This window comes from Paraburkholderia sp. SARCC-3016 (assembly GCF_031119615.1).
Classification (GTDB): Bacteria; Pseudomonadota; Gammaproteobacteria; order Burkholderiales; family Burkholderiaceae; genus Paraburkholderia.
The window spans coordinates 41,712-67,539 of the sequence record NZ_JAVHZD010000029.1; the positions used below are offsets into that span (position 1 = coordinate 41,712).

Annotated in this window: 21 protein-coding genes and 3 pseudogenes; 11 read left to right on the forward strand and 13 right to left on the reverse strand. The window is 64.0% G+C overall.

Features of this window, described 5'->3' with window-relative positions; translation table 11 throughout:
• Window positions 1-625 precede the first annotated feature (625 nt).
• Window positions 626-1,297, reverse strand: a complete 672-nt coding sequence (locus QYH69_RS26175) for a DUF1345 domain-containing protein (protein WP_308834640.1) — start codon at window positions 1,295-1,297, stop codon at window positions 626-628.
• Window positions 1,298-1,602: 305 nt separating this feature from the next.
• On the opposite strand from QYH69_RS26175, the pseudogene QYH69_RS26180 reads away from it, so the two are divergent.
• The 3 genes and pseudogenes from QYH69_RS26180 to QYH69_RS26190 form a co-directional block, all read left to right on the forward strand.
• Window positions 1,603-1,887, forward strand: a pseudogene (locus QYH69_RS26180) (GMC oxidoreductase); the annotation flags it as partial.
• Window positions 1,888-1,965: 78 nt separating this feature from the next.
• Window positions 1,966-2,913 (forward strand): annotated as a pseudogene (locus QYH69_RS26185) (c-type cytochrome); the annotation flags it as partial.
• 153 nt (window positions 2,914-3,066) lie between these two features.
• Window positions 3,067-3,804, forward strand: a complete 738-nt coding sequence (locus tag QYH69_RS26190; protein WP_308834642.1) for a metallophosphoesterase — start codon at window positions 3,067-3,069, stop codon at window positions 3,802-3,804.
• A gap of 64 nt (window positions 3,805-3,868) precedes the next feature.
• Here QYH69_RS26190 and QYH69_RS26195 read toward each other — a convergent pair whose 3' ends face one another.
• The 3 genes from QYH69_RS26195 to QYH69_RS26205 all read right to left on the reverse strand — a co-directional run bounded on the left by QYH69_RS26195 (window position 3,869) and on the right by QYH69_RS26205 (window position 6,209).
• Window positions 3,869-4,684 carry an RES family NAD+ phosphorylase gene (locus tag QYH69_RS26195; RefSeq protein ID WP_308834643.1) on the reverse strand — a complete coding sequence of 272 codons (816 nt, stop codon included), beginning with the start codon at window positions 4,682-4,684 and terminating at the stop codon, window positions 3,869-3,871.
• Window positions 4,681-5,043, reverse strand: a complete 363-nt coding sequence (locus QYH69_RS26200; protein WP_374992504.1) for an antitoxin Xre/MbcA/ParS toxin-binding domain-containing protein — start codon at window positions 5,041-5,043, stop codon at window positions 4,681-4,683. The genes QYH69_RS26195 and QYH69_RS26200 overlap by 4 nt, the downstream gene beginning before the upstream one ends.
• A 371-nt stretch (window positions 5,044-5,414) precedes the next feature.
• Entirely contained in the window at window positions 5,415-6,209 is a 795-nt protein-coding gene (locus tag QYH69_RS26205) for an SDR family oxidoreductase (RefSeq protein WP_308834644.1), read from the reverse strand.
• 292 nt (window positions 6,210-6,501) lie between these two features.
• On the opposite strand from QYH69_RS26205, the gene QYH69_RS26210 reads away from it, so the two are divergent.
• Together QYH69_RS26210 and QYH69_RS26215 are read left to right on the forward strand one after the other, a co-directional pair.
• Window positions 6,502-8,307, forward strand: coding sequence for a CHAD domain-containing protein (locus QYH69_RS26210; RefSeq protein WP_308834645.1), 1,806 nt, complete (start codon window positions 6,502-6,504; stop codon window positions 8,305-8,307).
• 64 nt (window positions 8,308-8,371) lie between these two features.
• Window positions 8,372-9,214, forward strand: a complete 843-nt coding sequence (locus QYH69_RS26215; protein ID WP_308834646.1) for a TOBE domain-containing protein — start codon at window positions 8,372-8,374, stop codon at window positions 9,212-9,214.
• 31 nt (window positions 9,215-9,245) lie between these two features.
• Here QYH69_RS26215 and QYH69_RS26220 read toward each other — a convergent pair whose 3' ends face one another.
• Window positions 9,246-9,956: a phosphatase PAP2 family protein gene (locus QYH69_RS26220; RefSeq protein WP_308834647.1), complete on the reverse strand. Its 711-nt coding sequence runs from the start codon at window positions 9,954-9,956 to the stop codon at window positions 9,246-9,248.
• A gap of 331 nt (window positions 9,957-10,287) precedes the next feature.
• Between QYH69_RS26220 and QYH69_RS26225 the strand changes: the two genes are divergently transcribed.
• A complete protein-coding gene (locus tag QYH69_RS26225) occupies window positions 10,288-11,466 on the forward strand; it encodes a PHB depolymerase family esterase (RefSeq protein ID WP_308834648.1) in 1,179 nt (392 codons plus the stop codon).
• 92 nt (window positions 11,467-11,558) lie between these two features.
• Window positions 11,559-11,735 carry a DUF3563 family protein gene (locus tag QYH69_RS26230; RefSeq protein WP_308834649.1) on the forward strand — a complete coding sequence of 59 codons (177 nt, stop codon included), beginning with the start codon at window positions 11,559-11,561 and terminating at the stop codon, window positions 11,733-11,735.
• A 94-nt stretch (window positions 11,736-11,829) separates the two neighbouring features.
• Here the strand turns inward: QYH69_RS26230 and QYH69_RS26235 are convergent, their stop codons facing one another.
• The 5 genes from QYH69_RS26235 to QYH69_RS26255 form a co-directional block, all read right to left on the reverse strand.
• Window positions 11,830-13,347 (reverse strand): deoxyribodipyrimidine photo-lyase, encoded by a 1,518-nt coding sequence (locus QYH69_RS26235; RefSeq protein WP_308834650.1) that lies wholly within the window; start codon window positions 13,345-13,347, stop codon window positions 11,830-11,832.
• 142 nt (window positions 13,348-13,489) lie between these two features.
• The gene (locus tag QYH69_RS26240) at window positions 13,490-13,945 is read right to left on the reverse strand and encodes a MarR family transcriptional regulator (protein ID WP_308834651.1); all 456 of its coding nucleotides are present in this window, start codon (window positions 13,943-13,945) and stop codon (window positions 13,490-13,492) included.
• A 132-nt stretch (window positions 13,946-14,077) separates the two neighbouring features.
• Window positions 14,078-14,878, reverse strand: a complete 801-nt coding sequence (locus QYH69_RS26245; RefSeq protein ID WP_308834652.1) for a BPSS1780 family membrane protein — start codon at window positions 14,876-14,878, stop codon at window positions 14,078-14,080.
• Window positions 14,869-15,864, reverse strand: a complete 996-nt coding sequence (locus QYH69_RS26250) for a homoserine kinase (RefSeq protein WP_308834653.1) — start codon at window positions 15,862-15,864, stop codon at window positions 14,869-14,871. The genes QYH69_RS26245 and QYH69_RS26250 overlap by 10 nt, the downstream gene beginning before the upstream one ends.
• A gap of 180 nt (window positions 15,865-16,044) precedes the next feature.
• Window positions 16,045-16,455, reverse strand: coding sequence for a hypothetical protein (locus tag QYH69_RS26255; RefSeq protein WP_308834654.1), 411 nt, complete (start codon window positions 16,453-16,455; stop codon window positions 16,045-16,047).
• Window positions 16,456-16,642: 187 nt separating this feature from the next.
• Between QYH69_RS26255 and QYH69_RS26260 the strand changes: the two genes are divergently transcribed.
• A complete protein-coding gene (locus QYH69_RS26260) occupies window positions 16,643-18,169 on the forward strand; it encodes an AMP nucleosidase (RefSeq protein WP_308834655.1) in 1,527 nt (508 codons plus the stop codon).
• A 257-nt stretch (window positions 18,170-18,426) separates the two neighbouring features.
• Here the strand turns inward: QYH69_RS26260 and QYH69_RS26265 are convergent, their stop codons facing one another.
• The gene (locus QYH69_RS26265) at window positions 18,427-18,957 is read right to left on the reverse strand and encodes a chromate transporter (RefSeq protein ID WP_308834656.1); all 531 of its coding nucleotides are present in this window, start codon (window positions 18,955-18,957) and stop codon (window positions 18,427-18,429) included.
• Window positions 18,954-19,628 (reverse strand): chromate transporter, encoded by a 675-nt coding sequence (locus tag QYH69_RS26270; protein WP_308834657.1) that lies wholly within the window; start codon window positions 19,626-19,628, stop codon window positions 18,954-18,956. The genes QYH69_RS26265 and QYH69_RS26270 overlap by 4 nt, the downstream gene beginning before the upstream one ends.
• 109 nt (window positions 19,629-19,737) lie before the next feature.
• Between QYH69_RS26270 and QYH69_RS26275 the strand changes: the two genes are divergently transcribed.
• Window positions 19,738-20,628, forward strand: a complete 891-nt coding sequence (locus QYH69_RS26275; RefSeq protein ID WP_308834658.1) for a transcriptional regulator GcvA — start codon at window positions 19,738-19,740, stop codon at window positions 20,626-20,628.
• 36 nt (window positions 20,629-20,664) lie between these two features.
• Here QYH69_RS26275 and QYH69_RS26280 read toward each other — a convergent pair whose 3' ends face one another.
• Window positions 20,665-21,408, reverse strand: a complete 744-nt coding sequence (locus QYH69_RS26280) for a TIGR00730 family Rossman fold protein (protein WP_075159070.1) — start codon at window positions 21,406-21,408, stop codon at window positions 20,665-20,667.
• Window positions 21,409-21,562: 154 nt separating this feature from the next.
• Between QYH69_RS26280 and polA the strand changes: the two genes are divergently transcribed.
• Together polA and QYH69_RS26290 are read left to right on the forward strand one after the other, a co-directional pair.
• Entirely contained in the window at window positions 21,563-24,223 is a 2,661-nt protein-coding gene (gene polA, locus QYH69_RS26285; protein WP_308834693.1) for a DNA polymerase I, read from the forward strand.
• A gap of 63 nt (window positions 24,224-24,286) precedes the next feature.
• A pseudogene (locus tag QYH69_RS26290) lies at window positions 24,287-25,749 on the forward strand (NAD(P)/FAD-dependent oxidoreductase).
• Window positions 25,750-25,828: the final 79 nt, after the last annotated feature.

Consider the following 25,828-nt stretch of genomic DNA (forward strand, 5'->3'; position numbering starts at 1 on the left):
GGATGCACCGATTGTGCGATCACGGCCGCTTATTGGGCTGTCAGAGCCGGGCTGTCAGAGCCGGATGCCGCGCGGTGCTCGTGCGACGGCGCCTGCGCCTGGCATGGCGTGTAGTGTCTTGTCCCGCTACCTGTTCCTCATGTCACACGGTCTCGTCCGGGTTTCGCCCCGGGTTCGCCCCGTCGACCGTTCCGGCCACTCGTCACAATTTAGTGCATCGAGCGCAAGGCCGCCTCACCGATTCGCAACGCCGCTTGCAGCGGAGCACGGTGCGGCATTTCCGCGGGCCAGGGCGGTTCACCGTGCATCCGGTGCGAGGCGTTCCGATCCTTCGAAACCGTATGACAAAGGCAGGCCACTGCGGAGCAAGCGTTATGCCAATCAGGCGCGTGTTGTGCGGCGCGGCGTGACGCCGCGCGCCGCAGCGAGCACAGGCGCGGTGGGGCGGGGCAAGCCGCGCAGCGGCGCAGACAGGCGCCGCTGCGCGAGGACAGCCATGCGGGCGCGCTCCGCGTGTAAATCGGAGAAACGGGCGGCTGACCTTACATGCCGGCTGTCCGATGCGGCGTGGCGCGCCCGCAGAGCGAACCGCGACCCGCGAGCGGGGCCGTGCGGGATCAGGCGATCATGAGCCGAGCAGCCCCGCCGCCATATTGATGCACAGACCGAGCACCGCGACGTTGAAATAGAACGAGAGAACCGACTGCGCTAGCGTCGCGCGGCGGATCGGCCGCGATCTCAGCACGACGTCGGAGGTTTGCGACGCGACCGCGATCGTGAACGAGTAATACAGAAAGTCCCAATAGTTCGGATCGAGCTTGTGATCGGGAAACAGCAATGCGGTTTCCTTCGTCGTCCCGCTGAAGTAAAGACGCGCGTAGTGCAGCGTGAAGATGGTCGGTATCAGGAACCACGCGCCGATCAACGTGAGCGCCGTGAGCACGTAATGCGACAAGCCGGGCGCCACGTTCTGGCCGCCGCTGCCCTTCGCGGTGGCGAGTTCGAGCACGATCGCCGCGATGCTTGCGACCGTCGCGATGCATACGATGAACAGCACCATGCCGGCGTTTTCGTCTTCGCGCACGGCGAGTTCGCGCACGTCGTCATGATCGGCGCGGGCCATATGAGACCAGATCAGCGCGAGGTAGATCCAGACGGCCGCGTCCCAGCCGATCAACGCGCGCGCCGTCGGCCGGACTGCCGACGGCAATAGCAGCAGCGCAATCAGCGCGCCGGCCACCGCGCCAATCACCATGCGCGGCCGGTTGCGGAGGACTTGTGGATAGATATTGATCATAGGCTTCGCTCAGACGGGCGGGTTATCGTGCGGATTGCCGCGCGGGTTGTTGCGAACCACGGTGAACTGCAATGCGCGTGGGCTCATTGTCGAACGGCCGCGTGGACGTTATATTTCCCGGCACAGTTTTACGCACTCCGCTTGCGGGAGGCTTTCAGGCGCAGCCGTCTTGCCCGGATCGCGGCGCTACGACAGCACAAAGACCGCTTGGACCGGCACGGAAGACCACGCTTGGGCGAATTGGGGCAGACGGCCCATCGTGCGCGCGCATTGAACCGATTCGACTCGTGCGGTAGCGATAGTGCGCCGCGCACACGCACGAACAGTACGCGCGCATCGCCGCGCTTTTCGGCGGCACCGAGGTCGCATTCGACGATACCTTTGCACCGGACCATCACATCATGGGCACGACGATCATGGGCAGCCACGCTGCCGACTCCGTTGTCGATGTGGATTGCCGCACGCACGATCATCCGAATCTGTGTGTCGCGGGCAGCGCCGTGATGCCGAGCGCCGGTTCCGTCAACTGCACGCTGACGGTGGCCGCGTTGGCATTAAAGCTCGCCAGCATGCTCAAGCGTGAAATCTGAACTTGCTCGCACCGATACCGACGCGGAGGCTCCGACGATGACTAATCCGACGTCCCGCGCGCGGCCGGCCGGCGAGGGCGATTCTATCCGGCGTTTCCGAATCCGTCGTACACGAAGGTGGCGGACCGCGACGTGCTGGCGATCCGCGCGTATCTGAATACGGTCGCGCCGGTTCGCTTCACGCCGCCGGCCGACACGTTGACCTTTCCGTTCAATCGACGCTGGCTCATGCTGTTCTGGAATCTGTTCAACTTCGACGAGGGACGCTTTGTGCTCGATCCGAAACAGAGCGCCGAATGGAATCGCGGCGCCTATCTCGTCGACGGTCTCGCACATTGCGGCGAGTGCCATACGCCGCGCAACTTCATGCAAGGCCCGAAGTCGGGCGACCGTTTCTCGGATGCCGCGCAGGCCGGCTGGCATGCGTTCAACATCACGCCGGACAAGCTCGGTGGCATCGGCAACTGGAGCGCCGCTGAAGTCGTTGCTTACCTCGCGACCGGCGTCGCGCAAGGGCGCGCGTATGCAGCGGGACCGATGGCGCGGGTCGTCGAGGACAGCACGCAGTATCTGAGCGCAGAAGATCTGCGCTCGATCGCTGTGTATCTGCGCGCGCTGCCTCCCGTGCGCGGCGGCGTGAAAGACGTCAACGGTGTCAATCATGTCAATGGCGCGCGGCTATACATCGCGAACTGCGCGAACTGCCATCGATGGACCGGCACGGGCATCGGCGCGAATGCGCGAGGCGCTTGTCCGTCGCTGATGCATAACAGTGTGACCGGTGCCGCCGATCCCACGAATCTCGTGTTGGTGATTCTGCATGGCGTCAGCCGCAAGACACAAAACGCGGATATCTTGATGCCGTCATTTGGCGATCAGTTGACTGACGATCAGATTGCCGAACTTGGCGATTACGTGACGAAGCAATTCGGGAATCCTCACGCGTCGATCACGGCGACGCAGGTCGCCCGATTGCGCAGCCAGTCGGGCGGTCAAGCGCGCGGTCGATCACAGTGTCCGCCTTAAGAAGTCGTTAAGGAAACGCGGGCACGATTCGCGGGCGCAGTCGCGACGAAGGTGCGCGTCAACGTGCAACTCGCCGCTGCGTTGTAGTGTCAAAGAGCCTCGAACGATCGACAGCGCTCATACAGGCGATGCTCATCGCACTATCATCGAGAGATGGAGCCTACTCTGGTCACTACCGTTCAACATCACCCTGTGAATCGGGTCGGTCGCGACTTCGTTATCGGCGACCTGCATGGTTGCGTCGACGCGCTGCGCTATCTGCTGCGCGAGGTCGTGTTCGACCCCGCGCGCGATCGTCTTTTTTCGGTCGGCGATCTCGTCGATCGCGGGATGCAGTCCGAAGCAGCGCTCGCCCTGCTCGACAAGCCGTGGTTCTACGCCGTGCTCGGCAATCATGAAGACACGTTGTGCGGAGTCGCTGAAGGGCGCTTACGGCGCAAGTGGTGGTACGACATCGGCGGACGGTGGGGCGAATCCTTGTCCGACGAAAGGCTGCGCGACTACGCGCAGCGGCTGCGGCTGCTGCCGCTCGTGCGCGTGGTCGGCAGCGGCAGCGAACGCTTCAATATTTTGCATGCCGAGTTTTTCGGCAGCGATGCCGAACTCGATCGCGGCGACTTTTCCAATGCAACGCGTCAGCGGATTTTATGGGGACGCGATCTTGCACTGGGCAACTACGATCCCGCGCGCGTGCGCGGTTTGTCCCCCACCTTCTGCGGACACACGCCAGTGCGCGAAGTGGTCCAATGTGGTGCGCAGCTGTTTATCGACACGGGCGCGTTCGGGCAGGGCGGCAAGCTCTCGATTGTCGAAGCCACCACCTTGCAGCGCTGGTCGGTCAGCGTGGAGATCGCGCGCGCGGAAGGGGCGGCGGCGTTCGCGTTGCCTTGAACGATGTACGTTCTCGCACGGCGCACGCCGGTTTGGCGAGCGCGTGTTGCTTGCGCGACCGCGCTTATCCCACCTGATTCAGTTCGAACACCACGTCGATCTCGTGGCCGTTCCAGTTGTATTCGAGGTACGCCGCGTGATGGCAATCGCGCAGCAGCGTGGTGCGGAAGGCGGCGAGACATTCGCCGCTCGCGTCGCGCACCGATGGATAGACGATGCCGGGCGCGCCCGCGGAACGCGCCGCGCGGCCGAGCGCCTGGCCGGCCGTATAGTCGGTGGGCGATAGCACGGCGGGCGCATCGAATAGCGTGCCCGTATTCGACGCGTTTTGCACATCGGCCGTGCGCGTTCCCATGGCCGCTGCCGTTGCCGTTGCCCGTTTCGCGCCCTTCGTACCGGCCGCACGGCGCGCATCATTCGCATCGCCGCGCAAATCGACGACATCGCCTTCTGCCAGTACCGAGTACAGCCGCATCTGCTGACGCAGCGGCGGCTGCCCGGTTGCCGCCAGAAAGAGCGCCGAGTGATAGCGCGTTTCCGCGATTGCGGTGGCGCGCGATGCCGCGCAGTAGAACACGCCGTACGTGCCGTCGGAGAAACGGCTGCCGAGCGGGTTCAGATGCGTGAACGCCGCCATGATCGGCCCCCAGCCCGGACCGAAGCGGCGCTCGTCGCGCGGCACGAGGTCCAGCTCGCCGACTTCGGTGCGCAGACGGTCGTTGGTCATCGCTTCGAGCGCGTACAGCGCGTCGAAGTCTTCGGGCGATGCGACACGGTCGAACAGGTTCACCGCGGGAAAACGCGTCGGCACGACGCGCCAGGCGGGCAGCCACGCGAGCGGCGACGTGGGCCAGCGTTCCTGCCATTGCAATAGCGTCACGCCCAGCCGCCTCGCATTGCGTCGAGATACTGGCGCACGGCGACCAGATCGCTGATGTTGCCGGCCAGCAGCCGGTCGAGCGCGCGGCGGCCGCCGAACGGCGGCGCGCTGTTCGGACGCTTGATCCAGGCGTCCGCGGCGGCCGGCTGCGGCAGCAGGATTTGCAGCGACTTGTAGATGCCGAGCAGAAGCGACAGCCGTTCGAGCGTGTCGCGCCCAAGCCGCGCGGTTTGCGGCTCGGCCTTCCATTTGAAGAACGTCGAGCGGCCCGGCGAGCCCAGCAGCACGATCTGCTCGTCGGTGCTCAAATCCCAGTCGCGGGCGATATTGAAGAACGCGCGCAAGCCCGCCGCCGACATGCCGGCGAGCGTCGGTTCAGTCTGGTTGCGGCGCGAAGGTCGCGCGGCGCCTGAAATATGAGCGGCTGAAGACATAGCCCCGAATCCTGAGATGAGTCCTCAAATGAACTCGACTTTCATCTTAGTCTATTTTTGGAGTTATGCAAGGCTGATATGCGCGCGACGGCAGACGGTGCCGTTCGGCCGACCGGCGATGGCCTTGCGCGCGCCGTCAAGGAGGCCCGCGGGCGTGTTCGTCAATTTCGTCGAAGTGCGGCCGGAGGGCGGCGTTCGGCAAAGCGCTCGCACAGTGAGACGGGGCAGCGGCGGCCTGCGTCGCGCGACCTCATGCGTGCTTCGCGCCGTGTCCGTTTTGTATGCGGCCGACCGCGTCAGGCAATCGTGTCGACGATGCCGCCATCGACGCGCAATGCCGCGCCGGTCGTCGCGGATGCCTGCGGCGAACAGATGTACACGACCATGTTCGCTACTTCCTCGGGCATCGTGATGCGGCGAATGATCGACGTGCCGCGGCTCGAAACGACGAACTCGTCCGCTGCCTGTTCGATCGACTTGTGCTCTTTCTGCGCTGTGTCTTTAAGCATGTCGCGCACGCCGTCGGTCATCGTCGGACCGGGTAGCACCGAGTTGACGGTCACGCCGCTTCCCGCGGCGAACTTCGCGATGCCGCGCGCGATCGACAGTTGCGCCGTCTTCGTGAAGCCGTACGCGAGCATGTCGGACGGAATGTTCAATCCCGACTCGGAAGAAACGAACACGACGCGTCCCCAGTGCCGCTCCATCATGCCCTTCAGGTATGCGCGCGTGAGCCGTACGCCGGACATCACGTTGATCTGGAAGTAGCGCTCCCACTCGTCGTCGCTCGTCGCGAAGATATCGCTCGGGCCATACATGCCGAGATTGTTGATCACGATGTCCGCGGTCGGGACGTCCTTCAGGAATGCATCGCAGCCCGCGCGCGTGCCGAGGTCCGCGGCGATGCCGCGCACGTTTGCGCCGGGCGCGCGTGCACGGATCGTTGCGACGGCTTCATCCACGGCACGCTGATTGCGACCGTTGATGACAGTGTCGGCGCCGGACGCCGCGATGCCGGTTGCGATCGCGAGGCCGATGCCAGCGGTCGACCCGCTGATTGCCGCGGTCTTGCCGGAAAGATCGATATGCATGGCTGTCGTCTCCTCTGAAATGGGATAGGACCTGCGCGGTCCATTTGACTCAGGTCAAATGCGCGCGCGCGAGGCCGGATTCATTCTATGGCCACGTCAAGCTGTTTGTCAGAACGCAAGCCTGCGGCGCGGCGTGACGGGCGCGCTGCCGCGCGTGTACCATCGTTCATGCACTGAGGGTGACTGTGCGCTGCATTCCCTTCGCGTCTTTTGCGTCGTTCTGCATCGTTTCTTGCGTTGCCTTTCGCGTTATTTGCAGGCGCCTTCACCATTCGCCACGTTTGGGGTGATCATGGTTCGTGTGCTGGAAATTGTGCTGAATCTGCCGGAGCCTACCGTCATCGCGTGGCTCGAACAGCACGGGAAATCGCTCGGGCGAATCGATGCCGCGCTGACCGAAGCGGTCGATGCACTGCCCGGTTTCGAGCGTGTTTCTGTCGGTGTCGATGCCGATGCGGCCGATAACACGCCCGCCGATAACGTGGCGCCCCGCACGCTGTATGGCTTCGACAGCGACGGCGTCCTGGCCGGCGCCGGCTGGCGCCTCGTGACCGAAGCGACGGCAGACGGCAGGCGAGCCGTTGCCACGCATCGGGAATGGCATGCGCCGGGCGTCGCGATTTGCGAGGTCGTCTGCGATATCGCGCTCGAACGCGATGCTTCGCTCGACGATGCATTGAACGATGCGCCTCACGAGCTCGCGCGTGCGCTTGGCCGTGCGGGCGAACTGGCGACCGTCGCGACGCTCGGCTGCGAGCGGCGTATCGAATGGCGCCGCGAGACGGCGCAGGGCGTCACCGTCGACGTCGCGTTCGACGTCGTGCACTGTATCCGCGCTCAGCTCGATCCCGCGCTCGCGTTGCGCGAACTGCGCGTTACGACACGGTGGCCCGGCGACGAGGACGATGAAGACGACGAAGCGGCACGAGAGGCACAAGCGGCCGATGCCGATGCATCGCATGACGCCGAAGCTGTCACCAAAGCCTCACCTTCCGTCGATCCCGCCGACGCCGCGCATGCCGCGGCATTCGTGGCGGCACCCGCAGCGGCTTCTCCCGCCGTGCACGCTGCGCGAACGCCCGACGCCGCGTTGGCCGCGCTCTTCTCGGTCGCGAACGAACTTGCTGCCCGGTTGCCGGCATTCCCGGTGCTCGCCGACGCGTTCGACCGCGTCTGCCGCGTCGACGTATCGCGCAACGAAGCGCCGGCGCGGGCCAAGGCGATCGATCTCGCTGGCGCGCGCACGCCGCATCGTGCGTTGCTGGCGATCGAACGCAATATCGCAGACCAATGGTTCGGCAATGAAGCGGCCGTGCGCGATGCACCGGACGTCGAGTTCATTCACCAGATGCGCGTCGCGCAGCGCAGGCTCAAAACCGCAACGAAGATATTTCCCGCGTGGATCGACGACATGTGGACCACGCGCGTCGAGCCGCGCTTCAAATGGCTGAGCGATCTGCTCGGCCAGGCGCGCGACTGGGATGTCTTTACCGATTCGACGCTGCCCGAGCTCGCGAAGGCCGATGTCGATGCGGCCGCCTGGAATGCGACGCGCGAAGCAGCCGAGCGGTGGCGCATGGACGCGCGTGCGCGCGTCCAGGAGGCGATGCGCTCCCCCGCTTATGCGCAGCTCACGCTTGCATGGCTCGAATGGATCAGCGATCTGTCGCTGCGCGGTACGCCCGCAAAGCAGCGTGGCCGCTCGTTGCGCAGCTACGTGCAAAAGCGCATCGCGAGACACTACAAGCACGTGACGCGCGAAACGAAGCTGACCGCGCTCGACGCGGCGACGCGCCACAAGGTGCGCATTCAGGCGAAACGGCTGCGCTATACGCTCGAGTTCTTCGAGCCGATCGTTTCGCACAAGACGCGCCGCGACGCGGCGAAGACCTTGTCGCGCATGCAAAGCGTGCTTGGCGACGGCAACGACGCGGTCGTCGCGCTGCATTTTCTCGAGGAACTCGAGGTGCCACCGTATCAGCTCGGTTTCGCGCGAGGCTGGTGCGAAGCGCTCAAACGTCATACGGCGAGGGAGGGCGAGCGCCTGCTCGCGGACCTCGGCAAGCCGAAGGTCGCAAGCGGCGGTGCAGGAAGCTGAATTTCAGGTGCCGTCGCTATAATGCGCCGGCACTCGCACAACGCAATTCGTTGCACATACAACCATGACAGATCGCGTAGACGAAGACGAGCCGGAACGGGGCGGGCCGCTCGAGCTTGCCGGTTCAGTGTGGTTCAAAGCGGGCGAACAGACGCTCGGCGGCGCGTCGCGCATCGCGCTGCTCGCCGCGATTCGCGAAACCGGTTCGATCACCGGTGCGGCGAAGGCAGTTGGCATGAGCTACAAGGCCGCATGGGATGCGATCGACACGATGAACAACCTCGCGGGCGAACCGCTCGTCATACGGTCGACGGGCGGCAAGGGCGGCGGCGGCACGACGTTGACGCCGCGCGCATCGAGTCTGATCGATACGTTTCGCGCGGTCGAGAGCCAGCATCGCAAGTTTCTCGAACGCGCGGGCGCGGCGATCGAAGGCTTCGCCGGCAACTGGGCGTTGATCGGCCGTATCGGCATTAAGACGAGCGCGCGCAATCAGCTGTTCGGCAAGATCGCGTCGATCCATCGAGGCACGGTCAACGACGAGGTGTCGCTTGCGCTGCCGGGCGGGCAGACCATCGTTTCCGTGTTGACGCACGAAAGCACCGAAACGCTCGGGCTCGAGGAAGGTGTCGCCGCGTTTGCGCTCGTCAAGGCGTCGTGGGTGATCCTGCTGGCCGATGACGGCGCGACGCCCGTGCGGCTGTCCGCGCGCAACCAGTTGCGCGGCACCGTGGCCGCGGTGGCGCGCGGCGCGGTCAATGCGGAGGTCTCGGTGTCCCTCGACGCGACGACGGTGGTGACCGCGGTCATCACGAATGAAAGCGTCGACAAGCTTGCGCTCGCTGAAGGGCAGCCCGTGGTGGCGGCGTTTAAAGCTTCCAGTGTGATTCTTGGGGTGACGGAATAGACCCGCGCAACAACGACATCGGTCAGCCGGCTCAGGCCGACTGCGCCTGCGGCGCAGCCAATGAATCGTGCGCGCGCGATAGCGGCGCGCCGACCATATGACTGCGGCCGTGCGCGGCCTTCCAGCGCGCGCGGACGAACGGCCGCGTATGACCCGACATCTTCATCGCGACATGCTCGACCCAGCGATGTGTCGGGATATGGATATGGTGGAACGCGGCGACGAGTACGACGAGGCTCATCATCACCGGCAATATCGACAGTGGGTTGTGGCTTTGCGTCGTGTGCCGCGCGAGGCGTAAAAAGAGCAGCGCGATTAGCGCGCCCATCATGCAGCCTACGACAGCCTCCGACGGCGAATGCGCTTCGACAACGACGCGCGAGAAGCTGATCACAATGCCGACGCAGAACCCTGCGCCGATGCCGGCCACGCGGATGGGCGGTCGCGTCGGCAACAGGATCAGGAAAAACGCGACCGGATAAATCGCCGTCGACATCATCGCGTGGCCGCTCACGCCCGTGAAATCCCAGTCGCGCACGCCGATGCCCCAACCGAGGAACGCGAGCTTCGTCACGAGCACGACCGATGCGGCGCCGGCAATCAGCGCGAGCCAGCCAAGCGCGAGCCGCGACGAATAGCCGACCGCGAGCCAGAGCGCGATCGCGACGGTCAGCGGCAGCGTCACGCTGGCGCCGCCGCAGCTACTCGTCACATACCAGAAATGGAGTGGCAGGTCGGGCATCGTAAAAAAGCAACAGGCATTGAATGAGCAGGCTTGCGCCGCGCGGCGGCCGCGGCGGCCGCGGCGGCCGATCAGGGAAGTGCTCCGGTAGCGCCGCAGCACCGCGCGCGTATTCTATAAGTAAATAAACGCCGAATTCCACGATATATCGGTGCGACGCGCTGACGAAATCCGTTGCGCGCGTACCCGCGGATTACCTGATTTGCATTCAAGGCTGTTAACGGGTCGGGCGCCTTTTACGTCGACAGCATCGCAGCTGGATTGATGTTATTGTGCAATGCACAAGAGCCCTCATCTGCAGGCAGACACCGATCCTTTTTGCGAGGTATGCATGGCAAAAAGTCTGACAAAAATATGGCTCGGCGGCCTGAAACGGTTGATCGCCATCCAGAAAGAACATGCGCATGCGACGTTGAAGCGGACGTCCAGGCGACCCGCGCGGCCCGCTGCGACGCGGCCTCCGGTCAAGGTACGCAAGACGGCGGCGCGCGATGCGCAGCACGCGGGCAAACGCGAATCGCGCGTGCGGCCGCGTGCGGCGGCGTGGGCGGGCGGCACGTGGACGCGCTCGTTCCACTCGGCGCCGGCAGCGCCCGGCCGGCTCGTGAATCATCTGCAGTACGGCCTCTATCTGCCGGCCGGCAAACCGCAGCGCGGCGCGCCGCTCGTCGTGATGTTGCACGGCTGCAAGCAGACCATCGACGAATTCGCTGAAGGCACGCGGATGAACCTGCTCGCGGATCGCTTCGGCTTCGCGGTCGTCTATCCCGAACAATCGAAGCACGCCCACGCGCATCGCTGCTGGCATTGGTATGACGATTCGGACAACGCCGGCGGCGCGGAGGCGCTAGCCGTCGTATCGCTCGTCGATGCGCTGGTTGCCGAACATGGCCTCGACCCGGAACGCGTGTATGTCGCGGGCCTGTCGGCCGGCGCCGGCCTCGCATCGCTGCTCGCGATGCGCTATCCCGAGCGGTTCGCGGCCGTCGCGCTGCATTCGGGCCCGGCATTCGGCGAAGCACATTCGGGTATCACGGCAATGGACGTGATGCGCCGTGGCGCGCGCCAGGATCCGGTTGGGCTCGTCGATCGTGCCGCTGACGTCGATGCGTATCCGGGCATGCCCGCGATCATCATGCAAGGCGAAGGCGACCCCGTGGTCGCGCCGGTCAATGCCGATCAGCTGGCCACGCAGTTTCTGCGGCTCAACGGCCTCATCGACGCGAGCGGTGTCCGCAAGGCGGGCGAAACAAAAGAGGATCGTAAAGCGACCGTCGTGACGCGCGACTTCGTTCGCGGCGGGCGGCGCGTCGTGCGCCTGTGCCGCGTTCAGGGTCTCGGCCACGCCTGGAGCGGCGGCGACGATGCTGTGCCGTTCCATTCGTCGAAGGGGCCCGATGCGAGCAGTCTGATATGGGAATTCTTCCGATATCAGCGGCGCAGCGCGGCGCAAGAAGGCGCCGCAAAGCAGCAGCGCGCCGACCGTGGCGGCTTTTACACCTCTCCTTAAAGAAAAGCTGGTGTTGGGTTCGGGTTTTCCCTATAATGCAGAGCAACAACTAAGGGTTATCCCTTGGATTGACTCTTACAAGGGGTTGAACCATGTACCTGCTGAGCCGCCTTTTCCTGTTCCTCACGAAATCCGCTGACGAAGTCGCGAAAGAACGCCAGGACGCGTACCTGTCGGAAGCAACCGATTTGTACGACCTCGAATTCCGTATGCGCAAGCTCGATCGCGAAGCGCAACGCCGTCAACCGGCGTGGATGAGCCAGCAATAAGCATTGGTTGACCGCGGGCGTGCGCCGGTCGGCCGAACGGCTGGCCGATTTCTGCGCGGCTTCGGCGCGACTTCAGCGCCAGCGCAGCGTAACTTCAGCGCTTTCGAGGCCGCACACGCCCAAAGCGCTCGAGCGTCAACTGCCGCGCTTGCGCATGGTCGACTATCGGCGGCGGATAATTCTCCCCGAGTACCACGCCCCATTCCGCCAACTGTTCCGCGCCCGCCAGCCATGGCGCGTGTATCCATTTCGGCGGCACTTTCTCAAGTTGCGGCAAATAGCGCTTGATAAAGCGCCCCTGCGGATCGAACTGCTCCGACTGCGTGACGGGATTGAAGATGCGAAACCACGGTTGCGCGTCGCATCCCGTCGACGCCGCCCATTGCCAGTTGCCGTTGTTCGCCGACAGGTCGAAGTCGTTCAGCATCTCGGCGAAGTACTGTTCGCCGAGATGCCAGTCGAGACCCAGATCCTTCACGAGAAAGCTCGCGGTCACCATGCGCAGACGGTTATGCATATAGCCGGTCGTATTGATTTGCAGCATGGCGGCGTCGACAAGCGGATAGCCGGTGCGCGCTTCGCACCAGGCCGTGAACGCGGCGTAGGCTTGATGGCCGCGCTCCCAGCGCACGCTGTCGAACTCGGGCTTGAACGGCGCACCGTCTGCAACTTGCGGGTGATGCGTAAGAATCATGAAATAGAAGTCACGCCAGATCAGCTCGGTCAGCCATGCGGCGGCGCCGCCACCGTCCGGCTGCAGCGACCGGTCGTTGGCGAGCCGTACGAGCGTGCGAATCGATACGGTGCCGAAGCGCTGATGCACGGACAGATAGCTGGGGCCCGCGGCGGCCGGGAAATTGCGGCGGTCCGCGTAGCTATCGATACGCGTCAGAAAGTCTCCCAGTAGCTGTTGTGCGCCGCTCATGCCCGGCGGCAACTTCAGATCGGCGAGATTGCTGCGTTCGAAGCCCAACTGGCTCAGCGACGGTATACCGTGGTCGAGCTCCGCCGGCGGCTTCGCGAGGCTCTTCGCGTAACGTTCGACCGGGTATGGCTTGAGGTCGAACGGCGTCAGCTTCCTGAGCCACGCATTGCGATACGGCGTGAAAACCGTAAGCGGCTTGTTCTGGCCGTTCAGCACCTCGTCTCGCTCGAAAATCGCCTGATCCTTGAACGTGATCAGCTCGCGCTGCGCGTCGCGCAGGCGGTCAGCGACGGTTTCATCGCGCTCGATCGCCGACGGTTCGTAATCGTGATTCGTGAATACGGCGTCGATCTTCAGACGTTCCGCGAGCTTGGGGATCGCGTCGCGCGGATCGCCGTGCGAAACGATCAGCCCGCCATGTCCGTCGCGCAGCGACCGGTCCAGTTCAGCGACGCTTGCAACGATGAAATCGACGCGCCGGTCCCGCGGCATCTGCTTCGGATTCCGTTCGCGTGCGCGATCGATCAGCGGTTGCAGGATCGTCGTATCGAAGACGAAGACGCACCAGACGTGCCGGCAATGCTTGAGCGCGTAGTAAAGCGCAGCGTTGTCGCCGGTGCGTAGATCGCGGCGAAACCAGACAAGGCCGTGGTCGAAGGAAGCGTCGAGTTGCCGCGGTTCGGTCATCGTGATGGGATCGGGCGATAGAAGAGGGTAAGCCGGCGAGACAGCAAATGCCGAGCTGTGCCGGGTGGAGCCGGTGCAAGAAAAGCGCCTGCTCGAACTGCGCATCGGCTGCAGCTTTCAATCGTGCGCCGCCACGAAAGGACTACCCTCGTTCGAGATGTTCATTGAGCGCCCCGCGCAACTGCGCGAGGTCGTCGCGCAAGCGCACGACGAATTCCAGTGCCTGGCCCGTGGCGCCGAGAATTCCGGTTGGCACCTCACGCGCGGCGCGCTTGAGCGATGTACCGGCTTTCGTCAGGCGGATAAAGACGAGCCGCTCGTCGTCGGTGCCGCGCGTGCGCTCGACGTAACCTTGCGCTTCGAGACGCTTGAGCAGCGGTGTAATCGTCGCGGAATCGAGATTGAGGCGCGCGGCGATATCCTTGACCGTCACGTCGTCGCCTTCCCACAGTACGAGCATCGCAAGATATTGCGGATAGGTCAGGCCGAGCCTGTCGAGCAGCGGCTTGTAGGCTTTCGTCATTGCAAGCGACGCCGAATACAATGCGAAGCAGAGCTGGGTGTCGAGCGTAAGCGGTAAAAGCGGGCGCTGGGTCATGATGCATCTCGGCGTAGGAATGCAAGAGAGCGGCAGGAGAGCGGCGAGAGCGCGCGAATTGATCGCGTGCTAAGCATTGTGCCGCAATCGGGCGACGCTGGCGAGCACGAGCCGAGCCGTGCCGCCGCGGAATCAGACGACCGGCGGCGGCGCCGGCTGTCCGGTTCCCTGGACGCCGAAGCAGCCGCGATACGTTGCATAGAACGAGCAATAGAGCATGGTCGTGACGATGATCGATGCCGGCATCAGCACGATCAGCGCGAGGTCGCTGGCGCCGAGCGCCTGCAGCAGCGTGGACAGCCCGAGCGATACGGTGATTGCCACCGCGAACCACAGCACGCCGTACACGACGAATGCCCCGCGGTTGCGCCAGCAACTGACGATGCTGAAGAACATAGCCTTGACCGGTGGCACGTCGTGCCACGCTGCGAGTATCGGCGAGAACCAGAACAGCATCGCGACGGGCACGTAGAAAGCGAGCGCGGTGAGGACCGCGAGCGGCAGGTTGCTGGTCGCGAGCGCCTCCTGCTGCATCGCTTCGCCGTTCACCATGAGCCGCAGCAGCACGCCGCCGTCGGCAAGCGCGGAGCCTGCCAGCACGAGCGCCATCGCGACGATATAGAGGCATCCCAACAGCAGCAGGCGTTTGGTGACCGTCGAGCCATATGAGCGGAAGCCATCGACGAGGATGGTTGGGAACACCGGCTTACCCGCGATCGTATCGCGGCATGCCGCCATAAAGCCGACCGCGATGCCGGGAATCAACGCGAGCGGCAACACGGCGCCGATTACGGGAATCAGCGAAATCAGCGTCATCGCGAGCAGGTACGCGAAGAATAGCGTCAGGAACGCGAGCGGGTTCTTGCGGAACAGCCATATGCCCTGCCGGAACCACACATAGCCGGTCTTCGCGGGGACTTCGATCAGTTGCATGAGGTGTGAATGCCTGGGAGTGCGACGCCTTGCAGACGTTCGCGAAGAATGCGCTCGAAATGACCGGGGTCATGCGGTTTCAGTAGTTCGGCCGCGCGCGGCATATGGAAATCATACAGGCGCGAGACCCAGAAACGGTACGCGCCCGCACGCAGCATATCGCCCCAGTGGCGATTTTCCTCGTGCGTGAGCGGACGGACAGTCTGATACGCACGCAGCAATGCTTCGACACGTGCGTCGTCGAGACGCCCGGTCTGCAGATCGACGCACCAGTCGTTGACGGTGACCGCGACGTCGAAAAGCCATTTATCGCAGCCCGCGAAGTAGAAGTCGAAGAAGCCGCCGAGGCGCACTTCATGCCCGGTGCCGGGAGCGGCGTGCGCGAATAGCGCGTTGTCGCGGAACAGATCGCAGTGGCATGGGCCGCCGGGCATCGCGGCATAGTCGGCCGATGCAAAGAACGCGTGCTGATGCGCGAGTTCGTCCGTCAGCAGCGCGCGTTGCGCCTCGTCGACGAAGCGCAGCAGGGCCGGCACTGTTTCTTCCCACCAGGCGAGGCTGCGCAGGTTCGGTTGATGATGCGCGAAGTCGCGACCCGCGAGATGCATGCGCGCGAGCATCTGCCCGACTTCGACGCAATGCTCGACGCCGGGCGCCAGTTGCGGCGCGCCTTCGAGCTTCGTGACGATGGCCGCAGGCTTGCCGTGCAGCATGCCGAACAGCGCGCCATCGTCGCGCGGCACCGGGTCCGGCACTGGCACGCGATGCGCGGCGAGATGCCGCATCAGGTCGAGATAGAACGGCAACTGGCGGTCGGTCAGCTTTTCGAAGATCGTCAGGACGTATTCGCCGCGCGAAGTCGTCAGAAAGAAGTTGCTGTTTTCAATGCCGGACGTAATGCCGCGAAATTCGACGACGTCGCCGAGGTCATAGTGGCGCAGCCATTGCGCGAGTTGGGCTTCGGTTACAGCAGTGAAGACGGCCATGCGGAAAACATCGGTCGGGTTGGTGGGCTGGCGTTCTCGGGCTGCCAGTCGGGTGGTCGAGGGTGATGAACCGGTTGTAGCGTGCGTTTATGCGATGACGCGAATCATGCGCGGTGCTTGCATGGACAGGTCCGGTGTCTCCGGGCCGTGATCTTCGCGCGCACCGCGTGCAACGTTCGTTCAGTACTTGATGTTGAAGGACGGCAGGCGCGTGGTCGGGTGCGAGCTATCGTGGACTTGCGGCGAGGTGTCGATCGGCGCGCTCATCTGGTAGCGCGTGCCGAAGTTCGAGCGCACGTCGATTTCGACAGGCTTGCCGCGATCGCGGTATTCGGTGATCTCGGTGCCGTTGCCGCTGCGTTCGTAGAAGCTCGGCGTGCGCGGCACGTTGATATCCACCTTGGAGCTGACTTCCGCCGCGGGGCGGTTGATCGCGTCCAGATCCGGCAGACCCGCCCGCTCGTTCGCGGACATCGGGGCGGTCGCCTGCTGCTGCGCAGGCGGCACCTGGTCGGCAGCGGCGGGCTGCGCGAGCGCGGCCCCTGACACGGCGAAAGCCAGTGCGACGGCAGCGGGAAGGAGGGGCTTCATGGTGGTTCTCCGAGAGGGTGATGCGATTCTAGCAAATCCGGTTCGGCCGACGGCCGTCTACGCCTTATTTTGCGCCGCTTTCGACGATTGTGCGCGGCGCGTCGGCGCGCCCGCATTGGCGGCGTGGCGGCCGGTCGGCCGGCGCGGGTTCCGTGGTAATGTGAGCCTATCAACCGAGGCACGTGAAATGAACTACGAGACCAATCAGCGCCTGGTGCAGACGCCGGCCAGCGCGTACACGACGGAGGCGTTCGACGATCCGACCGAGGCTGTCACGCGTCTTTCCGCAATATATGAAGCGAACACGTCGTTCCTGCGCGATGCTTTCGCGCGCTATCGGCGCAACGAAGCATTCGAGCGCCGCGTGCGCGCGTGCTATCCGTTCGTGCGCGTGCGTACCGAAGTCAACACGCACGTCGACTCGCGCCGTTCGTATGGATTTGTCGCGGGCCCGGGCGTATTCGAAACTACCGTGACACGGCCCGACCTGTTCGGTAATTACTATCGCGAACAATTGCGGCTGCTGGCGAAGAACCATCATGTGGCGATCGAAGTGGGCGTCTCGGACCAGGCCATTCCGATCCACTTTGCGTTTGCCGAGGGCATCCACCTCGAGGGCGATCTCGACCGCGACCGCCTCGTCATGATGCGCGATGTGTTCGATACGCCGGACCTCGCGCTGCTCGACGACCGGATCGTCAACGGTACGTACGAACCGATGCCGGGAGAACCGCATCCGCTCGCGCTGTTCACGGCGGCCCGCGTCGATTTCTCGCTGCATCGGCTCAGGCACTACACGGCCACGTCGCCGACGCACTTCCAGAACTATGTGTTGTACACGAACTATCAGTTCTACATCGACGAGTTCGTGAAGCTCGGCCGTACGATGATGGCGCATACCGACGATGCGGAATTGCGCGCGTATCGCGCCGAGTACACGTCGTTTGTCGAGCCCGGCGACGTGATCACGTACAACGCGAATCTCGGCGAGCAGGAGAGCGAAGGCACGTCGCCGCCGCGGCTGCCGCAGATGCCGGCCTATCACCTGAAGCGCGCGGACGGCGGCGGCATCACGATGGTCAATATCGGCGTCGGGCCGTCGAATGCAAAGACGATCACCGACCATATTGCGGTGCTGCGTCCGCATGCGTGGGTCATGCTCGGCCATTGCGCGGGGCTGCGCAATACGCAGCGACTCGGCGACTACGTGCTGGCGCACGGCTATGTGCGGGAAGATCACGTGCTCGATGACGATTTGCCGCTGTGGGTGCCGATTCCGGCGCTCGCCGAAGTGCAGGTCGCGCTCGAGCGCGCGGTTGCGCAGGTCACACGGCTCGACGGCGTGGAACTGAAGCGCGTGATGCGCACGGGGACGGTGGCGAGCGTCGATAACCGCAACTGGGAATTGCGCGACCATCGCGAGCCGGTGCAGCGGCTATCGCAAAGCCGCGCGATTGCGCTCGATATGGAAAGCGCGACGATTGCGGCGAACGGATTCCGCTTCCGCGTGCCGTACGGCACGTTGCTGTGCGTATCGGACAAGCCGCTGCATGGCGAGCTGAAGTTGCCCGGTATGGCCGATCAGTTTTATCGTGCGCAGGTGGACCAGCATCTGCAGATCGGGGTGGCGGCAATGGAGTTGCTGCGGGCCGATGGCTTGCATCGGTTGCATAGCCGGAAGTTGAGGAGTTTCGCGGAAGTGGCGTTTCAGTGAGTGTGAGCGCATTGGCGTCTGTCACGAGGACAGTCGGCATGCTGACCGGTGGGGCTGAGTTTCGCGTGTCGACGCGTCCTGTGTTGACGGACTTTGTTCCGCGGCCATCAACAGTGCAAATTTTTAGTTGCAGGGTTTCTTCGTCGTAGTAAAGGATGGTTGCGCTAGTTGACGTCGCCATTCCTCAGCCTCTGCAGGATTGGACCTCTTTCAAAGGCGCGCGCGATGATGTTTCAACGAAAGAAATACGCAAAGGCCTACAGAAAACCCAACCCAACCAACCCGATCACGCTTCCCGCCGCCAGCAGCCACAACGGATGAATGCGCGTCGTGAACGAAAGCGCCGCGCAAACTCCCGTGATGTTCCACGCGAGCCACGTCGAATCCGACGCGCGCGCAATCAGCACCGCACTTGCCGCAACGAGCCCCGCGGTGACCGGCACGAGCCCCTTCTGCGCGATGCTGCGCCACGGCCGGTCCTTGAAGCGCTCCCACGCGTGCAACGCGAGCGCCGTGACGAGCGACGACGGACCGAACTTCGCAATCGATGTGACGAGCACGCCCGCCCAGCCGGCCACGTGCCAGCCGACCAGCGTGACGACCATCATGTTCGGTCCCGGCGCCGCCTGCGCGAGCGCGAACAGCGCGCTGAATTCGCTGGCCGGCATCCAGTGATGGACATCGACCACCTGCCGCTGCATCTCCGGCAGGATCGTATTGCCGCCGCCGAACGCGAGCAGCGATAGCTGGCTGAAGATCAGCACGAGCGCGACGAGCGTGGCGATCATCGTCCGGCTCCGCTCGAGGACTTCGAGGACTTCGCAGCCGCGTGCGCAGCAAGCGCGATGCTGAGCGGCGTGAGCACGAGCATCGTCGGCAGCAACGGAAAGCGCATGACCGCGATCGCCACGAAGCCGAGCGCGGCGATGCCGGCCGCGACCGGGTTGCGCCGCAGCGGCATCAGAATCTTTGCAGCCATCGCGATCAGCAAGCCTGCGGCCGCCGCTGCAAGGCCGGCGAACAGATGCTGAACATGCGGATCGTTTTGCGTGTGTTCATAAAGCACACCGAGTGCGATCACGACGAGCGATGGCCCGGCAATCAGACCGAGCAGCCCCGCGAGCGCGCCGCGCCAGCCGTGAAAGCGCATGCCGATCGCAACCGACAGGTTGATTACGTTGCCGCCCGGCAGAAACTGGCACAGCCCGAGCAGATCGGTGAACTCGGCGCCGGACAGCCAGCGGTGCCGTTCGACGACGGTGCGCCGCGCAAGCGGCAACGCGCCGCCGAACGACGTGAGCCCGAGGCCGAGGAAGCCTTTGAACAGATCGCCGACGGTAGGGACGCAATTCGGAGCGACGTCGCTTTCGGGCAACGCTTGCGTATTCGAGGCCGACGTAGCCGACGCGCCCGACGTGCGCGACGCCGCCGGCGCGGAAGAGGAGGAGTGTTGATTCATTAAATCGCCCCTTGGTACAGGCTACGGAGGTTAGCGCTGTTCGCGAGCAATACAAAACGATTTTTTGGGCGCTTGCTTGTGACTTGAACTCACAAGCATAATCGTGGGCATGACGCGCAAGCTACCCCCGTTTCCCGCGCTGCGCGCGTTCGAAGCCGCGGCGCGCCGCGAAAGTTTCAGCGCCGCCGCGGACGAACTCCATGTGACGCACGGTGCAATCAGCCGCCAGGTCGCCGCGCTCGAAGCATGGGTCGGCGTGCAGGTGTTCGACCGCATCGGCAAGCGCGTGCGGCTTACCGACGGCGGCCGCCGTTATCTTGCGCAGGTGCAGACCGCGTTCGATAATCTCGCGTCCGCGACTGAACAGTTGCGCGATACCGGCGTCGTGCACGTGCTGCGCGTCAACGCATTGCCGACCTTCGCAATGAAATGGCTGCTGCCGCGCCTGAGCCAGTTCCAGCGCATCGCGCCGAACGTCGAACTGCGTCTTGCGACATCGAATGCGCCGGTCGAGTCGATCGACGGCTTCGACATCGCAGTGCGGCGCGGTCCCGCGCATTGGCCCAACTGCGTGAGCGGCCATTTTCTCGACGAAAGCGAAGTGCCGGTCTGCAGTCCGGCGCTGTTGAAGCGCTCGCCGATCCGCGTGGCCGACGATCTTTCGCGTCACGTGCTGCTGCATTCCGATACGCGCCCCGACGCATGGCGCCAGTGGCTCGCTACCGCGGGCGTGAAATCGAAATGCCGCAAGAAGCAATCGTTCGACCACTTCTATCTGGCGCTGCAGGCGGCCGTCGACGGCCTTGGCGTCGCGCTCGGGCCGCTGCCGATCATCGACGACGAACTCGCGTCGGGGCGTCTCGTGATGCCGCTGGAAGGGCCGCGCATCGCGTTGCGCGGCTATTGGTGGGTGGCGCGGCGCGAAGTGGCCGATGCACCGCTGGTTACGCAGTTCTGCCGCTGGCTCGAAGCGCAGTCGCAACAGACAGGCGCGCGCTAGCGCGCGCACCGCCATTCGCGATAAAGCGTTGCAGCGTTACAGGTAGAACATCCGGTCTTCGTCCGACTTGGTCGGATGCACCTCGGCCTCTTCGCGTTCTTCATAGAACGACAGCACGGCTTCGAGCACCTGGTCCGGGTCGTCGATCACCTGCATGAGATTCATGTCTTCGGGATTGATGAGGCCCATCGGCACGAGTGCTTCCTGGAACCAGCCGAGCAGACCCTTCCAGAATTCGGCGCCGACCAGAATGATCGGCACATGACGCGACTTCTTCGTCTGAATGAGCGTGAGCACTTCGGCCAGTTCGTCGAGCGTGCCGAAGCCGCCCGGCATGACGATCACCGCGTCGGAGTTCTTCACGAACGTCACCTTGCGCGTGAAGAAATGCCTGAAGCGCAGCGAAATATCCTGCCATTGGTTGCCCGACTGCTCGTGCGGCAATTCGATGTTGAGACCGACCGACGGCGCCTTGCCCGCATGCGCACCTTTATTCGCCGCTTCCATGATGCCGGGGCCGCCGCCGGAGATGACCGCGAATCCCGCATCGGACAGTTTGCGTGCTATTTGCGTGGCGAGTTTGTAGTAAGGCGAGTTCGGTTTCAGACGCGCCGAACCGTAGATACTGACGGCCGGCCGGATCTCCGACAGGTACTCGGTCGCCTCGATAAACTCTGCCATAATCGTGAACATCTGCCACGATGCGCGCGCCTTCTTGGCCGTTGCGCGCTCTTGATCTGCGAGTGAACGCAGACTCGGAATTACTTTTCTCTTAGTCATAATGCCTGAAGAACGAGATCTGGAAGCTGGGCTCAACACCGACCTGCAAGCCAAACCGGCAGCCGATGCAAAGCATGGACCGGGAACGGCACTGGAAGGTAAGACCCTGCTATTGGTCGACGGTTCGAGTTATCTGTACCGGGCCTATCATGCGATGCCTGATTTGCGCGGCCCCGATGGTGCACCGACGGGCGCGCTGTACGGCATCATCAACATGCTGCGCCGCATGCGCAAGGAAGTCACGGCAGAGTATAGCGCGTGCGTGTTCGACGCGAAGGGCAAGACCTTCCGCGACGACTGGTACCCGCAGTACAAGGCCAACCGCCCGCCGATGCCGGACGACCTGAGCCGGCAGATCGAGCCGATTCATGTGGCGGTGCGCGCGCTCGGCTGGCCGCTTCTGATGATCGACGGCGTCGAGGCCGACGACGTGATCGGCACGCTTGCGAAACAGGCCGAGAAGCACGGCATGAAGGTGGTCGTTTCCACCGGCGACAAAGATCTCGCGCAGCTCGTGACTGACCATGTCACCCTCATCAATACGATGACGAACGAGACGCTCGATCGTGAAGGCGTGCTCGCCAGGTTTGGCGTGCCGCCCGAGCGGATCGTCGATTATCTGTCGTTGATCGGCGATACCGTCGACAACGTGCCCGGCGTCGAGAAGTGCGGTCCGAAGACGGCCGTCAAATGGCTCACGCAATTCGAAACGCTTGATGGCATCGTCGCACATGCGGCCGAGATCAAAGGTGCGGTAGGAGACAATCTGCGCCGTGCGCTCGATTTCCTGCCGATGGCGAAGAAGCTCGTGACCGTCGACACGGCGTGCGATCTGACCCAGCATATCGATTCGATCGAAGCGTCGCTCGCGTCGCGCGAGGAAGCGCGCGACGAACTGCGCGATGTTTTCACGCGGCATGGCTTCAAGACCTGGCTGCGCGAAGTCGAAGCGGCGGAAGCGGTCGAAGGGCCGGGCGCAGGCGAGACGCCCGCGCCGGTCATCGATGGCGTGCGCCACTACGAGACGGTCCAGACGTGGGAAAAATTCGACGAGTGGCTCGTGAAAATCGACGCGGCGGAAATAACCGCGTTCGATACCGAAACGACGTCGCTCGATCCGATGGTCGCCGAACTCGTGGGCTTGTCGGTATCGGTCGAGCCGGGGCATGCGGCATATATTCCGGTCGCGCATCGCGGCCCCGATGCGCCGGTGCAGTTGCCGCGCGACGAGGTGCTCGCGAAGCTCAAGCCGTGGCTCGAAAGCGCGGATCGGAAAAAGGTCGGCCAGCATCTGAAATACGATGAGCAGGTGTTGGCGAATTACGGCATCGCGATGGAGGGTATCGAACACGACACGCTGTTGCAGTCGTACGTGCTCGAATCGCACCGTTCGCACGATATGGACGGTCTCGCGCTGCGTCATCTGGGCCTGAAGACGATCAAGTACGAGGACGTCGCGGGCAAGGGCGCGCAGCAGATCGGATTCGACGAAGTCGCGCTCGAACAGGCCGCGGCCTATGCAGCCGAAGATGCCGATATCACCTTGCAGCTGCATCAAACGCTCTATCCGCAGGTGAAGGCCGAAGCCGGGCTCGATTTCGTCTACGCCAGCATCGAATTGCCGACCGCGCGCGTGCTGCGCAAGATGGAGCGCAACGGTGTGCTGATCGACGCGCAGAAGCTGCAGCAGCAAAGCAACGAGATTGCGCTGCGCCTCATCGAGCTCGAAAAGGAAGCGTACGTGCTCGCGGAAGGCGAATTCAATATGGGCTCGCCGAAGCAGATCGGGCAAATCTTCTTCGAGAAGCTGCAACTGCCGGTGATCAAGAAGACGCCGAGCGGTGCGCCGTCCACCGACGAGGAAGTGCTGCAAAAGCTTGCCGAAGATTACCCGCTGCCGAAGCTGCTGCTCGAGCATCGCGGCCTGTCGAAGCTGAAGTCGACCTACACGGACAAGCTGCCGCGCATGGTCAACGCGCGCACCGGCCGCGTGCATACGAATTACGCGCAGGCGGTTGCGGTGACGGGCCGACTTGCATCGAACGATCCGAACCTGCAGAACATTCCGGTGCGCAGCGGCGAAGGCCGGCGCATCCGCGAAGCGTTTATCGCGCCGCCGGGCCACAAGCTCGTGTCGGCCGACTACTCGCAAATCGAACTGCGCATCATGGCCCACATTTCGGGCGACGAGTCGTTGCTGAGCTCGTTCGCACAAGGCGAGGACATCCACCGCGCCACTGCGTCCGAAGTGTTCGGCGTCACGCCGATCGAAGTGAGTTCCGACCAACGTCGCATCGCGAAGGTGATCAACTTCGGTTTGATCTACGGCATGAGCTCGTTCGGGCTCGCATCGAACCTCGGCATCACGCGCGATGCGGCGAAGCTTTATATCGACCGCTATTTCGCGCGCTATCCGGGCGTCGCACGCTATATGGACAACACGCGCGCGAGCGCGAAGGCGAAGGGCTATGTGGAGACGGTGTTCGGGCGCCGTCTGTGGCTGCCCGAGATCAACGGCGGCAACGGGCCGCGCCGGCAGGCCGCCGAACGCGCGGCGATCAACGCGCCGATGCAGGGCACCGCGGCCGATCTGATCAAGCTGTCGATGATCGCCGTGCAGAAGTGGCTCGACGAATCGCGTATCGGCACGCGCATGATCATGCAGGTGCACGACGAACTGATACTCGAAGTACCCGATGAAGAGCTGTCCCAGGTTCGCGAGCGGCTGCCCGAGCTGATGTGCGGCGTCGCGTCGCTGAAGGTGCCGCTTGTCGCGGAAGTCGGCGCGGGCGCGAACTGGGAAGAGGCGCATTGAGGTTCATCCGCGGCTCACGCCGCGGCGACGTCTAACTCGTGGATCAGAAACCGGAGAGTCTCGATGCATCGTATCGTCGTCGTTGGTGGGGGAGCGGGCGGGCTGGAACTGGCCACGCGCCTCGGTGACCGTTATGGCCGCGGCAAGCGGGCCGAGCACGCGAGCGTGCACGTCACGCTGGTCGATCGCTATAAGTCGGAGGCCAAGCGGTCTTAGGAAGACAAAACATTCTACCAACTCCTTGGCTCACAGAACGACATGGCTACGATCCGACTTATGCGGCGCAGGCGCGCTGGCATGGTTTCGATTTTCAGCAGGGCGAGCTCAAGAAGCTCGATCGCACGGCGAAACGCATCACGCTCGGCGCCATAGCGGACGACGACGGCGCGGAGTTGTTGCCGCAGCGCGTGCTCGGATACGACACGCTTGTGATCGCGATCGGCAGCACGACGCATTTCTTCGGCGTGCAGGGCGCGCAGGAGAATTCGATTGCGCTCGATACGGTGCCGCAGGCCGAGCGATTCCGCAAGCGCTTGATCGCGGCGTGTGTGCGGGCGGAGTACCGGACCGAGCACGAGACCGAGCACCAGACTGAGCATGCGGGCGAACTCAGGATGGCGCAGCAGGCCGAGGCTCAGTCGGTCGCCGCGGCGGACGTGGCGCAAGCGCAAGGGCAGGCTCAAACCCAGGCTCAAACCTTTGCCGCACAGCAGGGCGGCCCGCGCATTCAGGTTGCCATCGTCGGCGGCGGCGCGACCGGCGTGGAACTATCGGCCGAACTGCGCAATACCGCGCACGTGTTGTCCGCGTATGGCTTGCACAAGCTCGATCCGCGCCACGATATCGGCATCGTGCTGATCGAAGCGGGCCCGCGCATTTTGCCCGCGCTGCAGGAGCGCGTGTCGACGGCGACGACGGAATTGCTGACGAAGCTCGGCGTGCAGGTGATGGTCGGCGAGACCGTCGCTGAAGTCGCCCCTGGTGTCGTGCGCACCGCGAGCGGCAAAACCATGCGCGCCGATCTGACAGTCTGGGCGGCCGGTATCAAGGCGCCCGCCGTGCTCGGCGAACTCGACGGCCTGCCCGTTAACCGGCTTGGCCAACTGGTCGTGCGACGTACGCTGCAAACCGAAATCGACGACGACATCTTCGCGCTCGGCGACTGCGCAGCCTGCCCGTGGCCCGGCAACGAGCGCAACGTGCCGCCGCGCGCGCAGGCCGCGCATCAGCAGGCGAGCTTTCTGCTCAAGGCGATCGCAGACCGGCTCGCAGGCCGCCCGTTGCAGGAGTTCACGTATCGCGATTTCGGCTCGCTCGTATCGCTGGGCCATTTCAGCGCGGTCGGCAATCTGATGGGCGGCGTGATTGGCGGCAACTTCCTGATCGAAGGTCTGTTCGCGCGTTTCATGTACATGTCGCTTTATCGGTTACATATCGCCGCGTTGCACGGCTATGCGCGGATGGTGCTCGATACGTTCGCCCACTGGCTGCATCGCACGACGTCGCCTCGCGTGAAGTTGCACTGAGTCGCGGCGAACCGCGAGCCTGAGGCTCCGCCACTTCTGCAAGCCGCCGCACAGGAGGCGTATCCTGTTGCGGTTTCGG